General features: G+C 35.0%; 8 protein-coding genes. 6 read left to right on the top strand and 2 right to left on the bottom strand.

Going from position 1 to position 16,103, the window contains the following annotated elements:
• Positions 1 to 107: 107 nt before the first annotated feature.
• Both KQA_RS0212395 and KQA_RS0212390 read right to left on the bottom strand, forming a co-directional pair.
• Entirely contained in the window at positions 108 to 1,799 is a 1,692-nt protein-coding gene (locus KQA_RS0212395; protein ID WP_010181603.1) for a RagB/SusD family nutrient uptake outer membrane protein, read from the bottom strand.
• A 13-nt stretch (positions 1,800 to 1,812) separates the two neighbouring features.
• Positions 1,813 to 4,743, bottom strand: a complete 2,931-nt coding sequence (locus tag KQA_RS0212390; RefSeq protein WP_010181601.1) for a SusC/RagA family TonB-linked outer membrane protein — start codon at positions 4,741 to 4,743, stop codon at positions 1,813 to 1,815.
• Positions 4,744 to 5,209: 466 nt separating this feature from the next.
• Between KQA_RS0212390 and KQA_RS0212385 the strand changes: the two genes are divergently transcribed.
• The 6 genes from KQA_RS0212385 (at position 5,210) to KQA_RS0212360 (ending at position 16,101) form a co-directional block, all read left to right on the top strand.
• Complete coding sequence (locus KQA_RS0212385; RefSeq protein ID WP_010181600.1) at positions 5,210 to 6,232, top strand: LacI family DNA-binding transcriptional regulator; 1,023 nt, start codon at positions 5,210 to 5,212, stop codon at positions 6,230 to 6,232.
• A gap of 227 nt (positions 6,233 to 6,459) precedes the next feature.
• Entirely contained in the window at positions 6,460 to 8,652 is a 2,193-nt protein-coding gene (locus KQA_RS19640) for an alpha-amylase family glycosyl hydrolase (protein ID WP_010181598.1), read from the top strand.
• 392 nt (positions 8,653 to 9,044) lie between these two features.
• The gene (locus tag KQA_RS0212375; RefSeq protein ID WP_029209585.1) at positions 9,045 to 10,388 is read left to right on the top strand and encodes an MFS transporter; all 1,344 of its coding nucleotides are present in this window, start codon (positions 9,045 to 9,047) and stop codon (positions 10,386 to 10,388) included.
• A gap of 12 nt (positions 10,389 to 10,400) precedes the next feature.
• Positions 10,401 to 11,048, top strand: coding sequence for a beta-phosphoglucomutase (pgmB, locus tag KQA_RS0212370; protein ID WP_010181594.1), 648 nt, complete (start codon positions 10,401 to 10,403; stop codon positions 11,046 to 11,048).
• Between the two features lie 135 nt (positions 11,049 to 11,183).
• Positions 11,184 to 13,502 carry a glycoside hydrolase family 65 protein gene (locus KQA_RS0212365; RefSeq protein WP_010181592.1) on the top strand — a complete coding sequence of 773 codons (2,319 nt, stop codon included), beginning with the start codon at positions 11,184 to 11,186 and terminating at the stop codon, positions 13,500 to 13,502.
• A 205-nt stretch (positions 13,503 to 13,707) separates the two neighbouring features.
• Positions 13,708 to 16,101, top strand: a complete 2,394-nt coding sequence (locus tag KQA_RS0212360) for a glycoside hydrolase family 31 protein (protein WP_010181591.1) — start codon at positions 13,708 to 13,710, stop codon at positions 16,099 to 16,101.
• Positions 16,102 to 16,103 lie beyond the last annotated feature (2 nt).

Genomic DNA, 16,103 nt, shown 5'->3' with positions numbered 1-16,103 from the left:
GTTCTCCTAGACTCCTTCTAACAAATAAATTAAATAGTTAACTACCAATTAATTAAAAGAAGCCTAAAGAAATAACAAACACCTTTAAAATGTTTACTTTACTTCAATTAGTTATACTCTGGATTTTGTTTTAGATTGTCTGGATTAAGCGCAATTTCCTTTGCAGGAATTGGCATGATATTCCTAAAGCTTGCTGTCGTTCTCCCTTGAGGTACATTCCCTTTAAATGGCCAAACTCCATTTTCGGTAAATCTTTTTACTCTAATTAAATCTGTACGACGATGCCCTTCCCAATACAGTTCTCTAGCTCGTTCATCAATAATAAAATCTTCGGTCAAATCGGCTTCGGTAATATTAAACGATGTGGAACCCTCATGTGCTCTTTGCCTTAACTGATTAATATACCCAACAGCAACAGCCTTATCACCAGATGTTCCTTTTAAAACAGATTCCGCATACATTAAATATACATCGGCCAAACGAAACATTGGAAAATCGGTGTCTGGATGATCTTCAGAATCAGAACCTACCTCACCTGTACTAGTTATATTCCTGTATTTTTGAATGGCATAACCATCACCAAAATTTGATATATCATTAATTTCTTTAGTTTGCCCCGGAGTATAAGCCAATAAACGCTTATCATTCCAAATTTGTTGAAACCCTAAAGATTCTCTATTCCCATCATCATCTAAAACTACCTCTCCTTTATCGTCTCTTTTGAACACTTCCGTTTGATTAATTGGCGCTCCAAACTTATCAATTAATCCGCTTGTGGTACGTAAACCAAACCAACCTCCATTGATTCCAAAATCAGCTCTAGGATTCATACTTCCTCCTACTGCTGCATGAACAATAAAAGTAGTACCTCCAAAGGATTGTGTACGTAAACCATCAAAAGGAATGGTAAAAATAAATTCGCTTTGCGCTCCATTGCTATCATTATCTGCTAAAAACAAATAATTATATGGAACAGATGGATCAATACTATAACCACCATTTATTATTTTTTCACAATAGGTTACACAATCATTATATCTTTCGGGTACTCCGTAGGCTTCTGCATTTAAATATAATTTTGCCAACAACGTCCATACAGCTCCTTGATCGGCACGACCATATTGGGCTGTCCTTACTGCTGAGATTTCATTTTCAATAGCTAATAATTCTTCTTCTAAATAAGTAAATAATTCTGCTCTTTTAATTTGAGGTGGCAAAAAACCTCCTACTTTATCCTTTTCGGTTACAAACGTAGGATTAGCATATAAATCCATAGCATGCCAATAGGTTAACGCTCTCAAAAAACGAGCTTCGCTACGGTAACTTTTTATCACATCATTATCGGTTAATCCACGCTCAGATACTTTTTCGGGTGTAATCTCTCTTATAAACGAGTTACAAGAAGCTATTTGAAAAAAAAGACGATCATACATAGTTCTAATAAACTCATTCCCGGATGTCCATGTTTGCGAATGTAAATCCTTAATCGTTCCATCATCCCAACCAATGACTGCCTCATCGGTAGTTAACTCCTGTAATTTCCAATACAATCTTAGGTAGTTTGAAAAACCTTCATTTAATCCTTTTAAATCTGGTAAACCGAAAGGCCCTCTTTGTCCACTTAATGAATAGCCCCCGTACAACTTAGCCAAACCGGCTCTATAACCATCTTCGGAAGTAAACACTTGGTCTGCCGTGATTCGATTATCCTCGGGTACTACATCCAAATCCTTTTCGCAAGAAATAGTAAAAAATCCTAAACTACTTATGCACACTAGTATTTTTATATATCGTAACATCATTTTTCTGTTTTTAAAACTTAACATTTAATCCTAATACAAATGTCCTAGGTCTTGGGTAAAATTTATCATCAATACCTTCCCTTTTAGAGCTTACATCGGTTACAAATATTTCTGGATCTAAACCTTCATAATTTGTAATGGTAAATACATTAGTGACCGTAAATGATAAGCGTGCTTTTATGTTTTCAAAAGGTAAATTATAGCCTGCAGAAATGTTATCTAAGCGAATAAAGTCAGCTTTTTGCACATAATAATCTGAAAAAAATTGTGCATTCTTAAAATTAGTATTTGAAATATCCGTATTTACATTTCTTAAAAAAACTCCAGGTGGATTTAGCCCAAAAGCCTCATTCCCTGTATTTGATTGTACATTATTGTAATTATAACCTCCATAGGCTCCTCGAAAAGTAAAATTCAAATCCCAATTTTTATAACGCATATTTGAAGTAAGCCCTCCAAATACATCGGGTGTTGCCTTTTTATAGGGTAACTTATCACTATCTGTAATTTCGCCATCGTTATTCACATCCACATACGCCCCTTCAATAGGTGCTCCGTTAGCATCATAAATCTGACGATTCACAAAAAATGTAGTAGGATCAAAACCTTTTTTCCAAATTTGAATGGTATTCCCAGTTCCTCCCGAAATTCCTCCTTGTAAGCGAAACACATTAGGATCATCTACTAATGATAAGCGATCTATTTCGCGTTCATTATACGTAAAGTTGAAACCCAGATTCCAATTAAAATCCTTTTTTTGAATAATAGCTCCATTAATTTGAAATTCCAACCCACTACTCTTAATTTCTCCTGCATTATTAAAAAATACATCTGTAGTATTTGTACCTGCAGATTGTTGTACTTCGACTAATAAATCTTCGGTATTTTTTTGGTAGTAGTCAATACTTCCAGAAATTCGATTATTAAATAATCCAAAATCTAATCCTAAGTTATAATTTAAGGTTTCTTCCCATTTTAAATTATCGTCTTTAGGCTCAAAACGAAGCGTATCTACAAAGTCATCACCAAACTGTACTTGTGCGCCACCTTCACCTGGTTTCAGCAAACCAATAAACCCTAAATTTAAACCAATTTCCTGCTGTCCAGTTATACCTGCTCCTCCCCTAACTTTAAGTTCCGAAATTACATTTGAATCGGCTAAAAATTTCTCATTATGAATTTTCCATGCTACCGAAGCCGCTGGGAAAATCCCCACTCTATTGTCTTTTGAAAATTTAGAACTTAAATCTCTACGAATACTTCCCGAGATTAAGTATTTATTATTAAAATCTATACTTGCTCTACCAAAATAACCTATTAACACATCTCTAGATCTTTCTGGAGCTACTGGTCCAAATACTCCTGTTTGAGTTTCGGAACGGTCTTTGGCTTCAAAAAATTCTTGATAAGAGTAGCCCGCTGTTACATCAATTGCCGATTTTAAAAAACTAAAATCCTTCTTGTAATTAAAATAAAAATCTAATAATTGATTTCGGTTAAAACCGGTATATATTTTTTTAAACGGAACATCATCTTTATTTTGACCAATACTTGCAGGCTTATTTTGTTCCCCGTCCACATCTGTATAATCTAATGCTGTATTTAAATTAAACCTTAGACCTTCAACAAAAGGAATTTTATAATCTGCATTCAAACTGGTCACTGTTCGTAAATTGGTTGCTTCGTTTACATCTTCGAGTAATAGACCTAATGGATTACTTGGTGCATTCACTTCAAAACCTCCACCTACTCTAAATTCAAAAAATCTTCCTTGCTCATCATATATCGGTTGCGTAGGATCAAACTGCGTCGCCGCAGTTATGGCATCATTATTCGCAAATCGATTTTTTGAAATGCTATTTTTACTCGAAAGTGTTAATTTTAAATCATCATTCAATAAAAATTGAGTGTATGACAAATTCACCGCATGTCGTTTATACGTATCCGTTCTTATAACTCCAGATTGCCCAGTCGCATTCAAATTAACACGCAAAGCAGCATTATCAAAACCTTTTGACAAGGTTAAGTTTGTTATGGCTCCGGGCGCCGTATGATAAATCAAATCTTGCCAATTGGTATTAGCATTACCTAAACGATCTACTTTATCACTTGCTCTTTCATTTACTAAATTCCGAAATCCATTAGCATCAAACACGTCGGTGGTATTCACTACTTCCGATAATGAATATTTAGTGTCTAGCTCCACACTAAGTGGTGCGTTTCTGCTTCCTTTTTTAGTTGTAATTAAAATTACTCCATTTGAAGCTCTAGATCCATAAATGGCTGTAGCTGCAGCATCTTTTAATACAACAAAATCTTTAATCTCATCGGGATTAATAATATTTAATGGATTTCGAGCCCCTTGTAAGTCACCTTGATCTAAGGGTACACCATCAATAACAATCAACGGGTCACTATTACTTAACGATGATCCTGCTCTAATTCTAATTTGCGAGCCCGCACCAGGTGCTCCACCTGCAGACAATACACGTACCCCGGCAGTTTTACCCGAAAGTAATTGTTCTGGCGACACTATAGCCCCTTTATTAAAATCTTTAGCTCCAACCGCTTGTACCGAACCTGTTACATCTTCTTTAGAAGCTGACCCATATCCAATAAGTATTACCTCACTTAATTCGGAAACATCTTCTTTTAGTACTACATCAATAGTTTTCTTTCCTGTAAAAGGAATCTCTTGTGTAAGAAAACCGATATAGGTAAACTCCAAAATAGCGCCTTCTTTCACATTTTCAATAGTATATTTTCCGTCATAATTGGTAACTACCCCTTTGGTTGTACCTTTAATTATAACATTTACTCCAGGGAGGGGTATTGCCGAAGCTTCTTCGACAACCACACCCTCAACAGTAGTTTGAGCATATATACCTAATGGCGCTAATAATAGCAGCACATAAAAAAATCTTTTTAGTATAATATTCATTTTATTGTTCTTAATTAATAATAACTGTCATCCATTCCAGAATTTTAACTTCTTGAAGGATATGAATTGAAACACTTTTACTTAAACCTGAATTATGCATTTATTTGTAATACAATACACCAATAAGCTTTTTAAGTATTTCGATTTCACTAATGCTAGTTGTTAAAAATCAAACGACTTATACTTTTCACTTTCTAATTCAAAATTAGGACAAAAACGTTTTCGAAACCAAGCATCTGATTGACAAATAAGTAACGAAATCGATTGAATGTTAAGAAGTTTTTCATTTTAATCAATAAAACACTTAAAAAAATATAAAAAAATCATTTTTTAGCACATTTAACAAAACTTAAGTCTTTAAAAAATTAGTTTTTATTAAAAAGTATATAAAATTGATTAATATTTATTAAGTTAGAAATCTTTAAAAACCTACAAGGTTTTCGTAATTAAAATAGTCCTATTTCTCGTGAAACAAAAAATAACCTTAAAACATATTGCAAAAGAACTTGAAATTTCTGTATCAACAGTTTCAAAAGCACTAAAGGGCAGCAAGGAAATTAGTGAAGATACCCGACAAAAAGTAAAAGCTTTTGCTAAGTTATATAACTACAAACCCAACAACATTGCTTTAAGTTTAAAAAATAGAAAAACTAAAACCATTGCGGTGATCATTCCTGAAATTGTTCATCACTTTTTTACTACTGTTATAGGAGGAATTGAAAAAGTAGCCAATGAAAAAGGTTATCAAGTTATTATATGTTCCTCTAACAACTCATTTGACAAAGAAGTCATTAATATGGAAATGCTTGCCAGCGGAAGTGCCGATGGCTTTATACTTTCGGTAGCAAAGGAAACTCAACAAAAAGGGGATTATCACCATATAACAGAAACCATTAATCAAGGTATGCCAGTAATTATGTTTGATCGCGTTGTAGACGAGATGGTTTGTGACAAAATTATTGTAGATGATGTCCGAGGAGCTCAACATGCCACTAACCATTTACTTAGCATTGGCTGCCGTAAAGTTGCCTTAATTACAACGGTGGACTATGTAAGTGTTGGTAAGCTTAGAACATTAGGCTATAAACGTGGTTTATCTGCTTATGATATTGAGATTGACGAATCTTTAATTTTAAAAATTGAAGATGTTGCTCATTGTCACGAAAAAATACATGCATTTTTAAAAGATAAAGATATTGATGGAATTTTTGCTGTTAATGAACTTTTTGCAGCTACGGCTGCTAGGGTATTAAAAGGCTTTCATAAATCTGTCCCAGATGATGTGGCTATCGTTGGTTTTACCGATGGTATTTTATCAAAACATTGTATTCCTAGCCTAACTACGGTGAGTCAACATGGCAAACAAATGGGAGAGTATAGCTCCAAACTACTTATAAATAAACTTGAAAATCACGAAGAAGGTATTGAAGAATACAAAACAGTGATTATAGATACTGAGCTTATTGAACGAGAATCTACAGCTAGGTAGGTTACTGCTTAAAATAGTTAAATTACCTCTACAGCTGTCACCTCAACGTAATTCGTATAATTTACAGACAAGAATTTCTTATTATATCCTAAAAAATCACAATTAAATTAGTAAGTTACAAACACGCAATCGTTATCGTATTATCACATATTATTATTTAAAGAATATTCATTATAAATTCGTAGTTATCACAACTAACGCATTATTAACTCTTTAAATTAATTATTATGCAATTCAACAACATTGCTTTTCCTTGCACTTGGGAAAAAAGCACCCTAAAAAAATTTCAATCCTTTCTCTTAGTCTTTTTAAGTTATTGGGGAATTACAGCTCAAAGTGAGGCCATATTATTACAAGCTTTTGATTGGAATGTACATCGACAACCCGAAGGTCAAACTTGGTTTAATGTAATACAACAAAATAGTCAACGCATTAGCGATGCAGGTTTTGATGCCGTTTGGCTTCCGCCATGCAGTGATTCTGCGGCTCCTCAAGGCTATTTACCTCGAGAATTATATAACTTAAATAGTGCTTATGGAACCGAAGAACAACTCCGCGGCTTAATAAACAACCTCCACCAAAAGAATATCAAAGTTATTGGTGATATTGTAATTAATCATCGTGTAGGATCCACCAATGCTGTCGATTTTAAAAACCCTACTTGGCCTACCTATTTTATTACTGCAGATGACGAAGGGCGTGACTTTGTAAATTTCCCAGTTGAATTTAGTATCAATGGAGATTATTTTCCAGGAAATGCTTTAAAAGCTGATGGTTCTAATGGTACTTATGGCCCTGCTCGTGATTTAGATCATTTTAATCCCGAAGTACGCCAAGAAATTATTAAGTGGATGCGTTTTTTAAAAAATGATGTAGGCTATGATGGTTGGCGTTACGATTTTGTACATGGCTATGATCCTGTTTTTAATAAAGAATACAACGATGCTACTCAACCTTATATCGCTGTGGGCGAACTATTAGAAAGTAGCCGTGTACAGACTAATAATTGGGTAAACTTTACGCAACAGTCCTCATCCGCTTTTGATTTTAACACCAAAGTAAGCTTACAAAATGCCCTTAGAGATAACAACCTTTCTTATTTAAGAGACTTTTCGGGCAACGCCTCTGGTATGATTGGTATTAATCCATCAAAATCAGTTACTTTTCTAGATAATCACGATACTGGTGCTGCACAACAATGCTGTGGATCTGGATATGTTTTTCCTGGGGGAGAAGTTAATTTGCGTAAAGGTTATGCCTACATACTTACACACCCTGGAAATCCAATGGTGTTTTGGACACACTATTTTGACGGAAATCGAAACCTTAGAAAAGCAATCAGGGATTTAATTGCCGTTCGAAAAGATGTAAAAATATTTGCAGGAAGTACCATGAATATTGACGAAGCCCGTAATGATTTATACGCAGCATACATTGATGGTCGCAATGGTACGCTTGCCATGAAATTAGGTTCGGGAAGCTGGACTCCTAATGGAAGTGGATGGAACTTACGTACTTCAGGTAAAAGTTATGCTGTTTGGTCTAAAGGAGGTAGTTCTGAAACCCCAGATGACACTCCTGACGATAATGATAATACCCCTGGTAATTTTACGGTTTTTGTAAAAAACTTTAAAACTGCCTACACATGGGCTAATCAACAACCTACTTTGGGCAGATGGCCTGGTACATCAATGACGGCTATTGGGAATGACTGGTATCAAATTGAAATTAACAGCAACTGTACTAACATTATTTTTAATAATAACGGCCGTAATAAAACCCCAGATTTAAATGTATGTAGTGACAAACCTTACTATTATAACAATACCTTTAATGCTAATCCACCAAGTGATTTTCCTGGACAAAATACAGCATCATTTACTGTATTTGTTAAAAACTTTAAAACAGTGTACACTTGGGAAAATCAACAAGCCACTGCTGGCGATTGGCCTGGCACTCCATTAACTCCCATAGGTAATGATTGGTATAAAGCAGAAATTAATGCAAACTGCTCTAATATTATTTTTAATAATAATGGACGTAATAAAACTCCAGATTTAAACGTCTGTAGTGATAAACCTTATTATTACAACAATGACTTTAGGGCTGATCCTCCGAGTGATTTCCCAACCAATGGACAAAAAATAATCGATATTACTACTATTGGAGCTACCGCCTATCCGAATCCATTTACATCAGAATTAACTATTAATTTTAATAGTTCAACAGCAGGAACAGCTACTATTCAATTGGTAAATTCTATAGGACAATTAGTAACGAGTAAAACTGTTCAAATCTTAGAAGGAAATAGTTCTATTCAACTTAAAACCCCTGAAAATTTAAGTCCAAAAGGGCTATATTTTTATAGAATTCTACTAAATAATAAAATTTTTTTAACAGGAAAAGCCTTAAAAAACTAAGTGTTTAAAAAATGAGAATACTTACTTCTCAATCGCTTGAAATATGAATTTCGCGTGTAATAAAGGCTTTGACAAAACCAGTCAAAGCCTTTATTTATAAGGGATAAGAGCAAAATTTAATTTGCACAACTCAAAATATTAATTACCTTTACAAATAGAAATCAAGACTTATATTTTTCACTTTCTACTTTTAAAAATAAGTTTTGATACGTTTACTCAACTACATTATATCAATACCATTTAAAGTTGATATTATTTAGTAATAGTATTCGCTTATCATACAGTAATATCAACCCTCAAGGAAAGTCCATGAGGAATTCGTTGAATAAGGTTTTAAATTTTGAGGAACACCTCAAAAAATGAAACGCCACTTTGTGGATAAATTTTACTTAATGAACAAGCGTAAATTAGGTTTCTGGGAAATATGGAACATGAGTTTCGGTTTTCTGGGCATTCAAATGGGATTTGCTTTACAAAATGCAAATGCAAGTCGTATACTTCAGATTTTTGGTGCAGACATACATCATTTATCTTGGTTTTGGTTAATAGCTCCTATTACTGGCTTTATAGTACAGCCACTTATTGGTCACTATAGTGATCGTACTTGGACTAAATTAGGTCGCCGTAGACCTTTCTTTTTAACGGGTGCTATTTTAGCTTCAATAGGCTTACTATTTTTACCACAGGCCCATTTATTTATAGCCATATTACCTGCATTATGGGTAGGGGCTGGAATGCTTATGATTATGGATGCGTCATTTAATATAGCCATGGAACCTTTCCGCGCCTTAGTTGCGGATAATTTACCCTCGGAACAACGTACACAAGGTTTTAGTATTCAAACTGTTCTAATTGGTATAGGTGCCGTAATAGGGTCATGGTTACCCTATGCACTTACTAATTGGTTTGGTATTTCAAATACGACAACCCAAGGACAAGTCCCAACACATTTATTAATCTCCTTTATTGTTGGAGCCATTGTGTTGATCACAAGTATACTAATTACTGTTTTTACAACTAAAGAGTACAGTCCAGAAGAGCTGAAACAATTTGAAGCAGCAAATGGAGAATTAGCTAGTGAAACCGAAGAGGCTTCATTATTATCCATATTTTCTGACTTCAAAAAAATGCCACAAACAATGCGGCAGTTAAGTTGGGTCCAATTTTTTTCATGGTTCGGGTTATTCGGCATGTGGGTATTTACTACTCCCGCTATTGCTCACCATATTTATAAATTACCCTTAACAGACACACAAAGTAGCACCTATCAAAATGCCGCCGATTGGATCGGAATTATTTTTGGTGTTTACAATGCGGTTTCTGCTGTTTTCGCTTTCTTTTTACCTGCAATTGCTAAAAAAATAGGACGTAAAGCCACGCATACTACTTCATTAATTATTGGTGGATTAGGCTTACTTTCTATTTACATTGCTCCTAATCAGTATTGGTTATTAGGTTCAATGACAGCAGTAGGTATTGCTTGGGCTAGTATTTTGTCAATGCCTTATGCCATTTTAGCCGGAGCTATTCCTGCCCGTAAAATGGGAGTTTACATGGGTATTTTCAATCTATTTATTGTACTTCCTCAAATTGTAAATGGAATTATTGGTGGTCCTTTAGTTAAATACGTGTATGGGGGTAATCCTATTTACGCCTTGGTCATAAGTGGGGTGTCATTTTTAGCAGCAGCTGCATTAGTTGCCCGCGTGAATGATACCGATGATGTACGAATCTAAAAAATAGTAAACATGACCAAAAAAGGATTCATCTTCGACTTGGACGGAGTCATTGTGGATACAGCAAAATACCATTACAAAGCTTGGAAAGTACTCGCCGATCAATTAGGTTTTAAATTCACTTTAAAACATAATGAACTTTTAAAAGGCGTGTCCCGAAAGCGATCTTTGGATATTTTACTCAGTATCGGAAACATCGTAGCTTCTCAAGATCAAAAAGAGTATTGGATGGCTGCAAAAAATGAAGATTACTTAACCTACATCCGTAAAATGACCAATGCCGAAATTTTACCCGATGTCCCTAAAGTATTGGATTTTTTAAAAACCAATGAGCATCCCATTGCATTGGGCTCGGCTAGTAAAAATGCCAATGAAATATTAACCCGTGTTGGCTTACGCCAAGATTTTGATGCCTTAGTCGATGGCACACATGTAAGCAAAGCAAAACCAGACCCCGAAGTATTTTTATTGGGCGCTCAACTCCTTAACAAAAAACCAGAACAATGTGTTGTTTTTGAAGATGCTGTTGCAGGAATTGAGGCTGCTAAAAATGCTGGAATGACAGCTATAGGCATAGGCGATGAATTCACATTGAGAAAAGCAGACTACGTGTTTAAAAACTTTACAGAAATAAGCACTGAATTTATAGCACAGCTATAATACCTGTGTAATTAAAGAAAATGTATTGGTTAACATAACATTCCTTAAAGGAATTTAATACGAGAACCACATTTTAAGTAACCCTCTATATGTATATACAATAACATAAGAGATAAATCAAAAAAATGACTGATTATGAATCAGGACTATATACAACCAAATAAATGGTCTATTATTGAAGAAGGCTTTAATAAAGACCGTGTCAAATCATCGGAAAGTCTGTTTAGCATTGGAAATGGTGCTATGGGACAACGTGCCAATTTTGAAGAGGATTATTCGGGCGACACCTTCCAAGGAAGTTATGTAGCTGGCGTTTATTATCCCGATAAAACTCGTGTAGGTTGGTGGAAAAATGGCTATCCAGAATATTTTGCAAAAGTATTAAACGCTCCCAACTGGATTGGAATTCATGTTGAAGTTAATGGCGTGCTATTGGATTTGAATAAATGTATTGCCATATCCGATTTTAAAAGAGAATTAAACATGCGCGAAGGATGGTACCAACGCTCATTTACAGCAACATTACAAAACCATACCATTGTAAAAGTAATAGCTACACGCTTTTTAAGCTTAACAATGGACGAAGTTGGTGTTATTCGTTACCAAATTACGCCCTTAAGTGAAGATGCCCTAATTTCATTAACTCCATACATCGACAGTGGAATTACCAATGAGGATACCAATTGGGACGATCAATTTTGGGAAACATTAAATGTAAAGCACATGGGAGATGCCGCTGCTATAACCGCGCGTACATTAAAAACAGATTTTCATGTTTGTACAGGTATGCGTAATCAATGTAGCTTAAATACCAAAACGGTTTCCATACTCCCCAAAGTGATTCAAAAAGACACCTACATTGGGTTAAAATACACGGCAGAAGTTGAAAAAGGAACTCCTTTTAGTATTGATAAATTTGCTGGTTACGCGGTTTCGTCGAATCATGAAAAAAAGGAACTAGAAGCCTATAGTTGTCAACTATTGGAAAAAGCCGGCAGCATTGGTTTTCATAAATTACTTGAAACTCAAAAACAGGCTTGGGCTAAAATTTGGGACATGGCCGATATTACCATTGATGGGGATATTAAAGCCCAACAAGGAATTCGTTTTAATATTTTTCAGTTAAATCAAACCTATTTAGGCACGGATTCGCGCTTAAATATTGGTCCAAAAGGCTTTACTGGCGAAAAATATGGCGGGAGTACTTATTGGGACACCGAGGCCTATTGTCTGCCTTTTTACATGGCAACCAAAGACCAAGAAGTAGCTCGAAATTTGCTTACCTACCGCTATAATCATCTAGAAAAAGCTATTGAAAATGCCACAAAATTAGGTTTTAAAAATGGTGCTGCATTGTATCCAATGGTAACCATGAATGGAGAAGAATGCCACAACGAATGGGAAATTACTTTTGAAGAAATTCACCGAAATGGCGCTATGGTTTTTGCTATTTATAATTATGTACGTTACACGGGAGACTTTAGTTATATTCCAGAAAAAGGCTTAGAAGTTATGATCGGAATTGCCCGTTTTTGGCAACAACGCGCCAACTTTTCTACAGCAAAAAACAAGTATGTAATCCTTGGAGTTACAGGACCAAATGAATATGAAAATAATATTAATAATAACTATTACACTAATTATTTAGCCAAATGGTGTATTGAATATTGTTTGGAAAATATTCATAAAATTAAAACTTCGTACCCCGATCAATTTTCACGTATTTGGGCAGCAACCCATTTAAGTTACGAAGAATTAAATCAATGGAATGAAGTAGCTCAAAAAATGTACTTCCCCTATTCTGAATTACATGAGGTTTATTTACAACAGGATGGTTTTTTAGATAAAGAATTAATTACTGTAGACAAGCTTACTACTACCGAGAGACCCATAAACCAAAAATGGAGTTGGGATCGTATTTTACGATCTCCGTATATCAAACAAGCCGATGTATTGCAAGGCATGTACTTGTTCGAAGATCATTATAGTCAACAAGAATTAGAAAAGCATTTTGATTTTTACGAACCTTTAACCGTTCATGAATCCTCCTTATCGCCTTGTGTGCATAGTATTATTGCTTCTAAATTAAACCGTATGGATCAAGCCTATGAATTTTACTTACAAACCTCACGCTTGGATTTAGATGATTACAACAAAGAGGTGGAAGAGGGCTGCCATATTACCAGCATGGCAGGTACATGGATGAGTATTGTAGAAGGTTTTGGAGGCATGCGTGTTAAAAATGGCGCCTTGTATTTTGAACCCAAAATCCCCAAACAATGGAAACGCTATTCCTTTAAAATTAATTTTAGAAATCAGCTACTAAAAGTAACGGTTTCGCATGAAAATGTTACTTTTTCAATAGAAGGAAACAAAGAATTAAAACTTTTTGTAAACAATCGCGAAGTTTTAGTTTCCTCCACTACTCCCATAAGTCATCATAGTTTGACTTAGTTTAGTTAGTTTAGTTATTCCCATGGGGTTTCTTCCCTTACAAAGGAGTCTCATGGGTTTTTTGAAGTGAATTTTAGTGCATTTTTTTTATAGATAGGTTACTTTATTAGTACTGCAAAAAAAACTCGTAAACAAACAGTTCTAGATACCTTTTACTTGGCTATCGCTACGTAAAACACTCGAACAAATACAACTTTAATAACCAATGAAAACCATTCATCTCATCCTTCTTCTTTTTAGCTACCTACTTTCGGCGCAAAGCCAAAAGAGCTACACAAAAAGTGAGTTGAATAACGAAATACTCAAAGTGTATACAACGGATGGTGTTTACCAAATAAAAGCCTTGTCCGAACAAATTATTGAAACTAATTTTATCCCTGCTGGAGAAGTTTGGAATCCGACTTCGCACACGGTGATACCTCCTAAAGTGCTTGTGAAAACAACTTTTAAGGAAACCGAAAATACCATCTCATTTTCCACTAAGGGAATCCGTCTTTTAATTACTAAAAAACCTTTTCAACTCCAGTATTACTACAAAAACAAACGCTTAATTTCAGAAAAGGAAGGCTATTCAAAAACAGATAGTTTGGAACATATCAACTTCAACTTAAAACCAAATGAAGTATTGTATGGAGGTGGCTCACGTGCCTTACCTATGAATCGCAGAGGCTATCGATTAGAGCTATACAACAAAGCACATTACGGTTACGAAACTCATTCCGAACTAATGAATTACTCCATACCATTAGTGATATCATCGGAAAAATATATGCTTCATTTTGATAATCCTTCTATTGGTTTTTTAGATTTGGATAGCAAACAAAACAACACACTCACCTATGAAACTATAGGGGGACGAAAGACCTACCAAGTAATTGCTGGAACTAGTTGGAAACAGCTTTTATATGAGTACACCTCAATTACTGGAAGGCAACCGCTACCGCCAAGATGGGCATTTGGTAATTTTGCCAGTCGTTTTGGCTATCATTCGCAGCAAGAAGTTGAATCGGTAGTGCAAAAATTTAAAAAGGATAGCATTCCTTTGGATGCAGTGATATTAGATATTTATTGGTTTGGAAAAGAAATGAAAGGCACCATGGGAAATTTAGCATTTTTAAAAGACTCTTTCCCAACACCAAAAAAAATGATTGCCGATTTAAAATCTCAGTATATAAAAACCGTATTAATTACAGAGCCCTTTATTTTAAGTACTTCAAAAAAATGGAAGGAAGCTGTTACCAAAAAAATACTAGCTACCGATAGCTTAAACAAAGCCTATAGCTTCGATTTTTATTTTGGAAACACCGGATTAATTGACATTTTTAAGCCCAAAGCACAATCTTGGTTTTGGGATACGTATAAAAAATACATCCAAATGGGTGTAGCTGGTTGGTGGGGTGATTTGGGAGAGCCCGAAGTACATCCTTCCGACTTATATCATGTAACTGGTAAGGCCGATGAGGTACATAATATTTATGGTCACCAATGGGCAAAATTACTCTACAATAGCTATCAGAAAGAATTTTCAAATCAGCGTTCTTTTATTTTAATGCGAGCTGGCTATTCCGGCACACAACGTTATGGCATGATACCTTGGTCGGGAGATGTCAACCGAAGCTGGGGAGGCTTACAAGCACAACCCAAAATTGCATTACAAATGGGCATGCAAGGTTTGGGCTATATGCATTCGGATTTAGGCGGCTTTGCAGGGGGCGAAACTTTTGATCCAGAATTGTATATACGTTGGTTACAATATGGCGTATTTCAGCCTATTTTTAGACCTCATGCACAAGAACATATTGCACCCGAACCTGTTTTTCATGACCAAAAAACAAAAACTTTAGCAAAAAAAGCCATTGAATTACGCTATCAATTATTGCCTTATAATTACACCTTGGCTTTTGAAAATAATCAAACAGGAATGCCTTTAATGCGTCCACTTATTTTGGAAGATACTATCAAGGAACAAAACAAGGCTACGTTACTTGAATATTCTGATGCTTATTTATGGGGAAATGATCTTTTAGTAGCCCCCATTTTAACTTCTGGCCTGACCGAAAAAGAAATTTATTTCCCAAAAGGAACCCATTGGTACAACTTTTATGGCACTGATAATTATAAAGGAGGGAGTAGTCAACAGGTAAAAACAACTTTGGAAGCTATTCCTATTTTTGTTCGTGGAGGTGCTTTTATACCCATGAGTCCAATAATACAAACTACGGAGGCTTATACTAATACGCATTTAAAATTACACTATTATTATGATAGCAATACCCAAGAAAGCTCGGGTCATTTATATTATGATGACGGAAAAACACCTGAAGCTTATGAAAAGGGAGCCTATGAGTTACTTGAATTTAGATCTCGTAATTCGGTTAAAAACTTAAAAATTAACATTTCGAATACCACTGGAGTACATTTTAAATCAACTACAAAGCAAGTGGAACTTATAGTTCATAACTTAGTAAATAACCCAAAAAAAGTGCGCTTAGGCAACAAAAAACTTCCTATGAACTACACCAAGGAAACACAAGTACTCACTATCAATTTTTCCATACAAAAAAACGAAACTCAAAAAAGGCTTACTATTAAATTTTAATC

This window comes from Aquimarina agarilytica ZC1, assembly GCF_000255455.1.
Classification (GTDB): Bacteria; Bacteroidota; Bacteroidia; order Flavobacteriales; family Flavobacteriaceae; genus Aquimarina; species Aquimarina agarilytica.
Note: the sequence above shows the minus strand (reverse complement) of the source record. Positions and strands in the feature narration are given on the sequence as shown.

Excerpts from the sequence above, each read along its gene's own strand:
- KQA_RS0212365 (WP_010181592.1), top strand. The coding sequence starts at position 11,184 with ATGAATCAGGACTATATACAACCAAATAAATGGTCTATTATTGAAGAA.
- KQA_RS19640 (WP_010181598.1), top strand. The coding sequence starts at position 6,460 with ATGCAATTCAACAACATTGCTTTTCCTTGCACTTGGGAAAAAAGCACC.
- pgmB (WP_010181594.1), top strand. The coding sequence starts at position 10,401 with ATGACCAAAAAAGGATTCATCTTCGACTTGGACGGAGTCATTGTGGAT.
- KQA_RS0212375 (WP_029209585.1), top strand. The coding sequence starts at position 9,045 with ATGAACAAGCGTAAATTAGGTTTCTGGGAAATATGGAACATGAGTTTC.
- KQA_RS0212395 (WP_010181603.1), bottom strand. The coding sequence starts at position 1,799 with ATGTTACGATATATAAAAATACTAGTGTGCATAAGTAGTTTAGGATTT.
- KQA_RS0212360 (WP_010181591.1), top strand. The coding sequence starts at position 13,708 with ATGAAAACCATTCATCTCATCCTTCTTCTTTTTAGCTACCTACTTTCG.
- KQA_RS0212390 (WP_010181601.1), bottom strand. The coding sequence starts at position 4,743 with ATGAATATTATACTAAAAAGATTTTTTTATGTGCTGCTATTATTAGCG.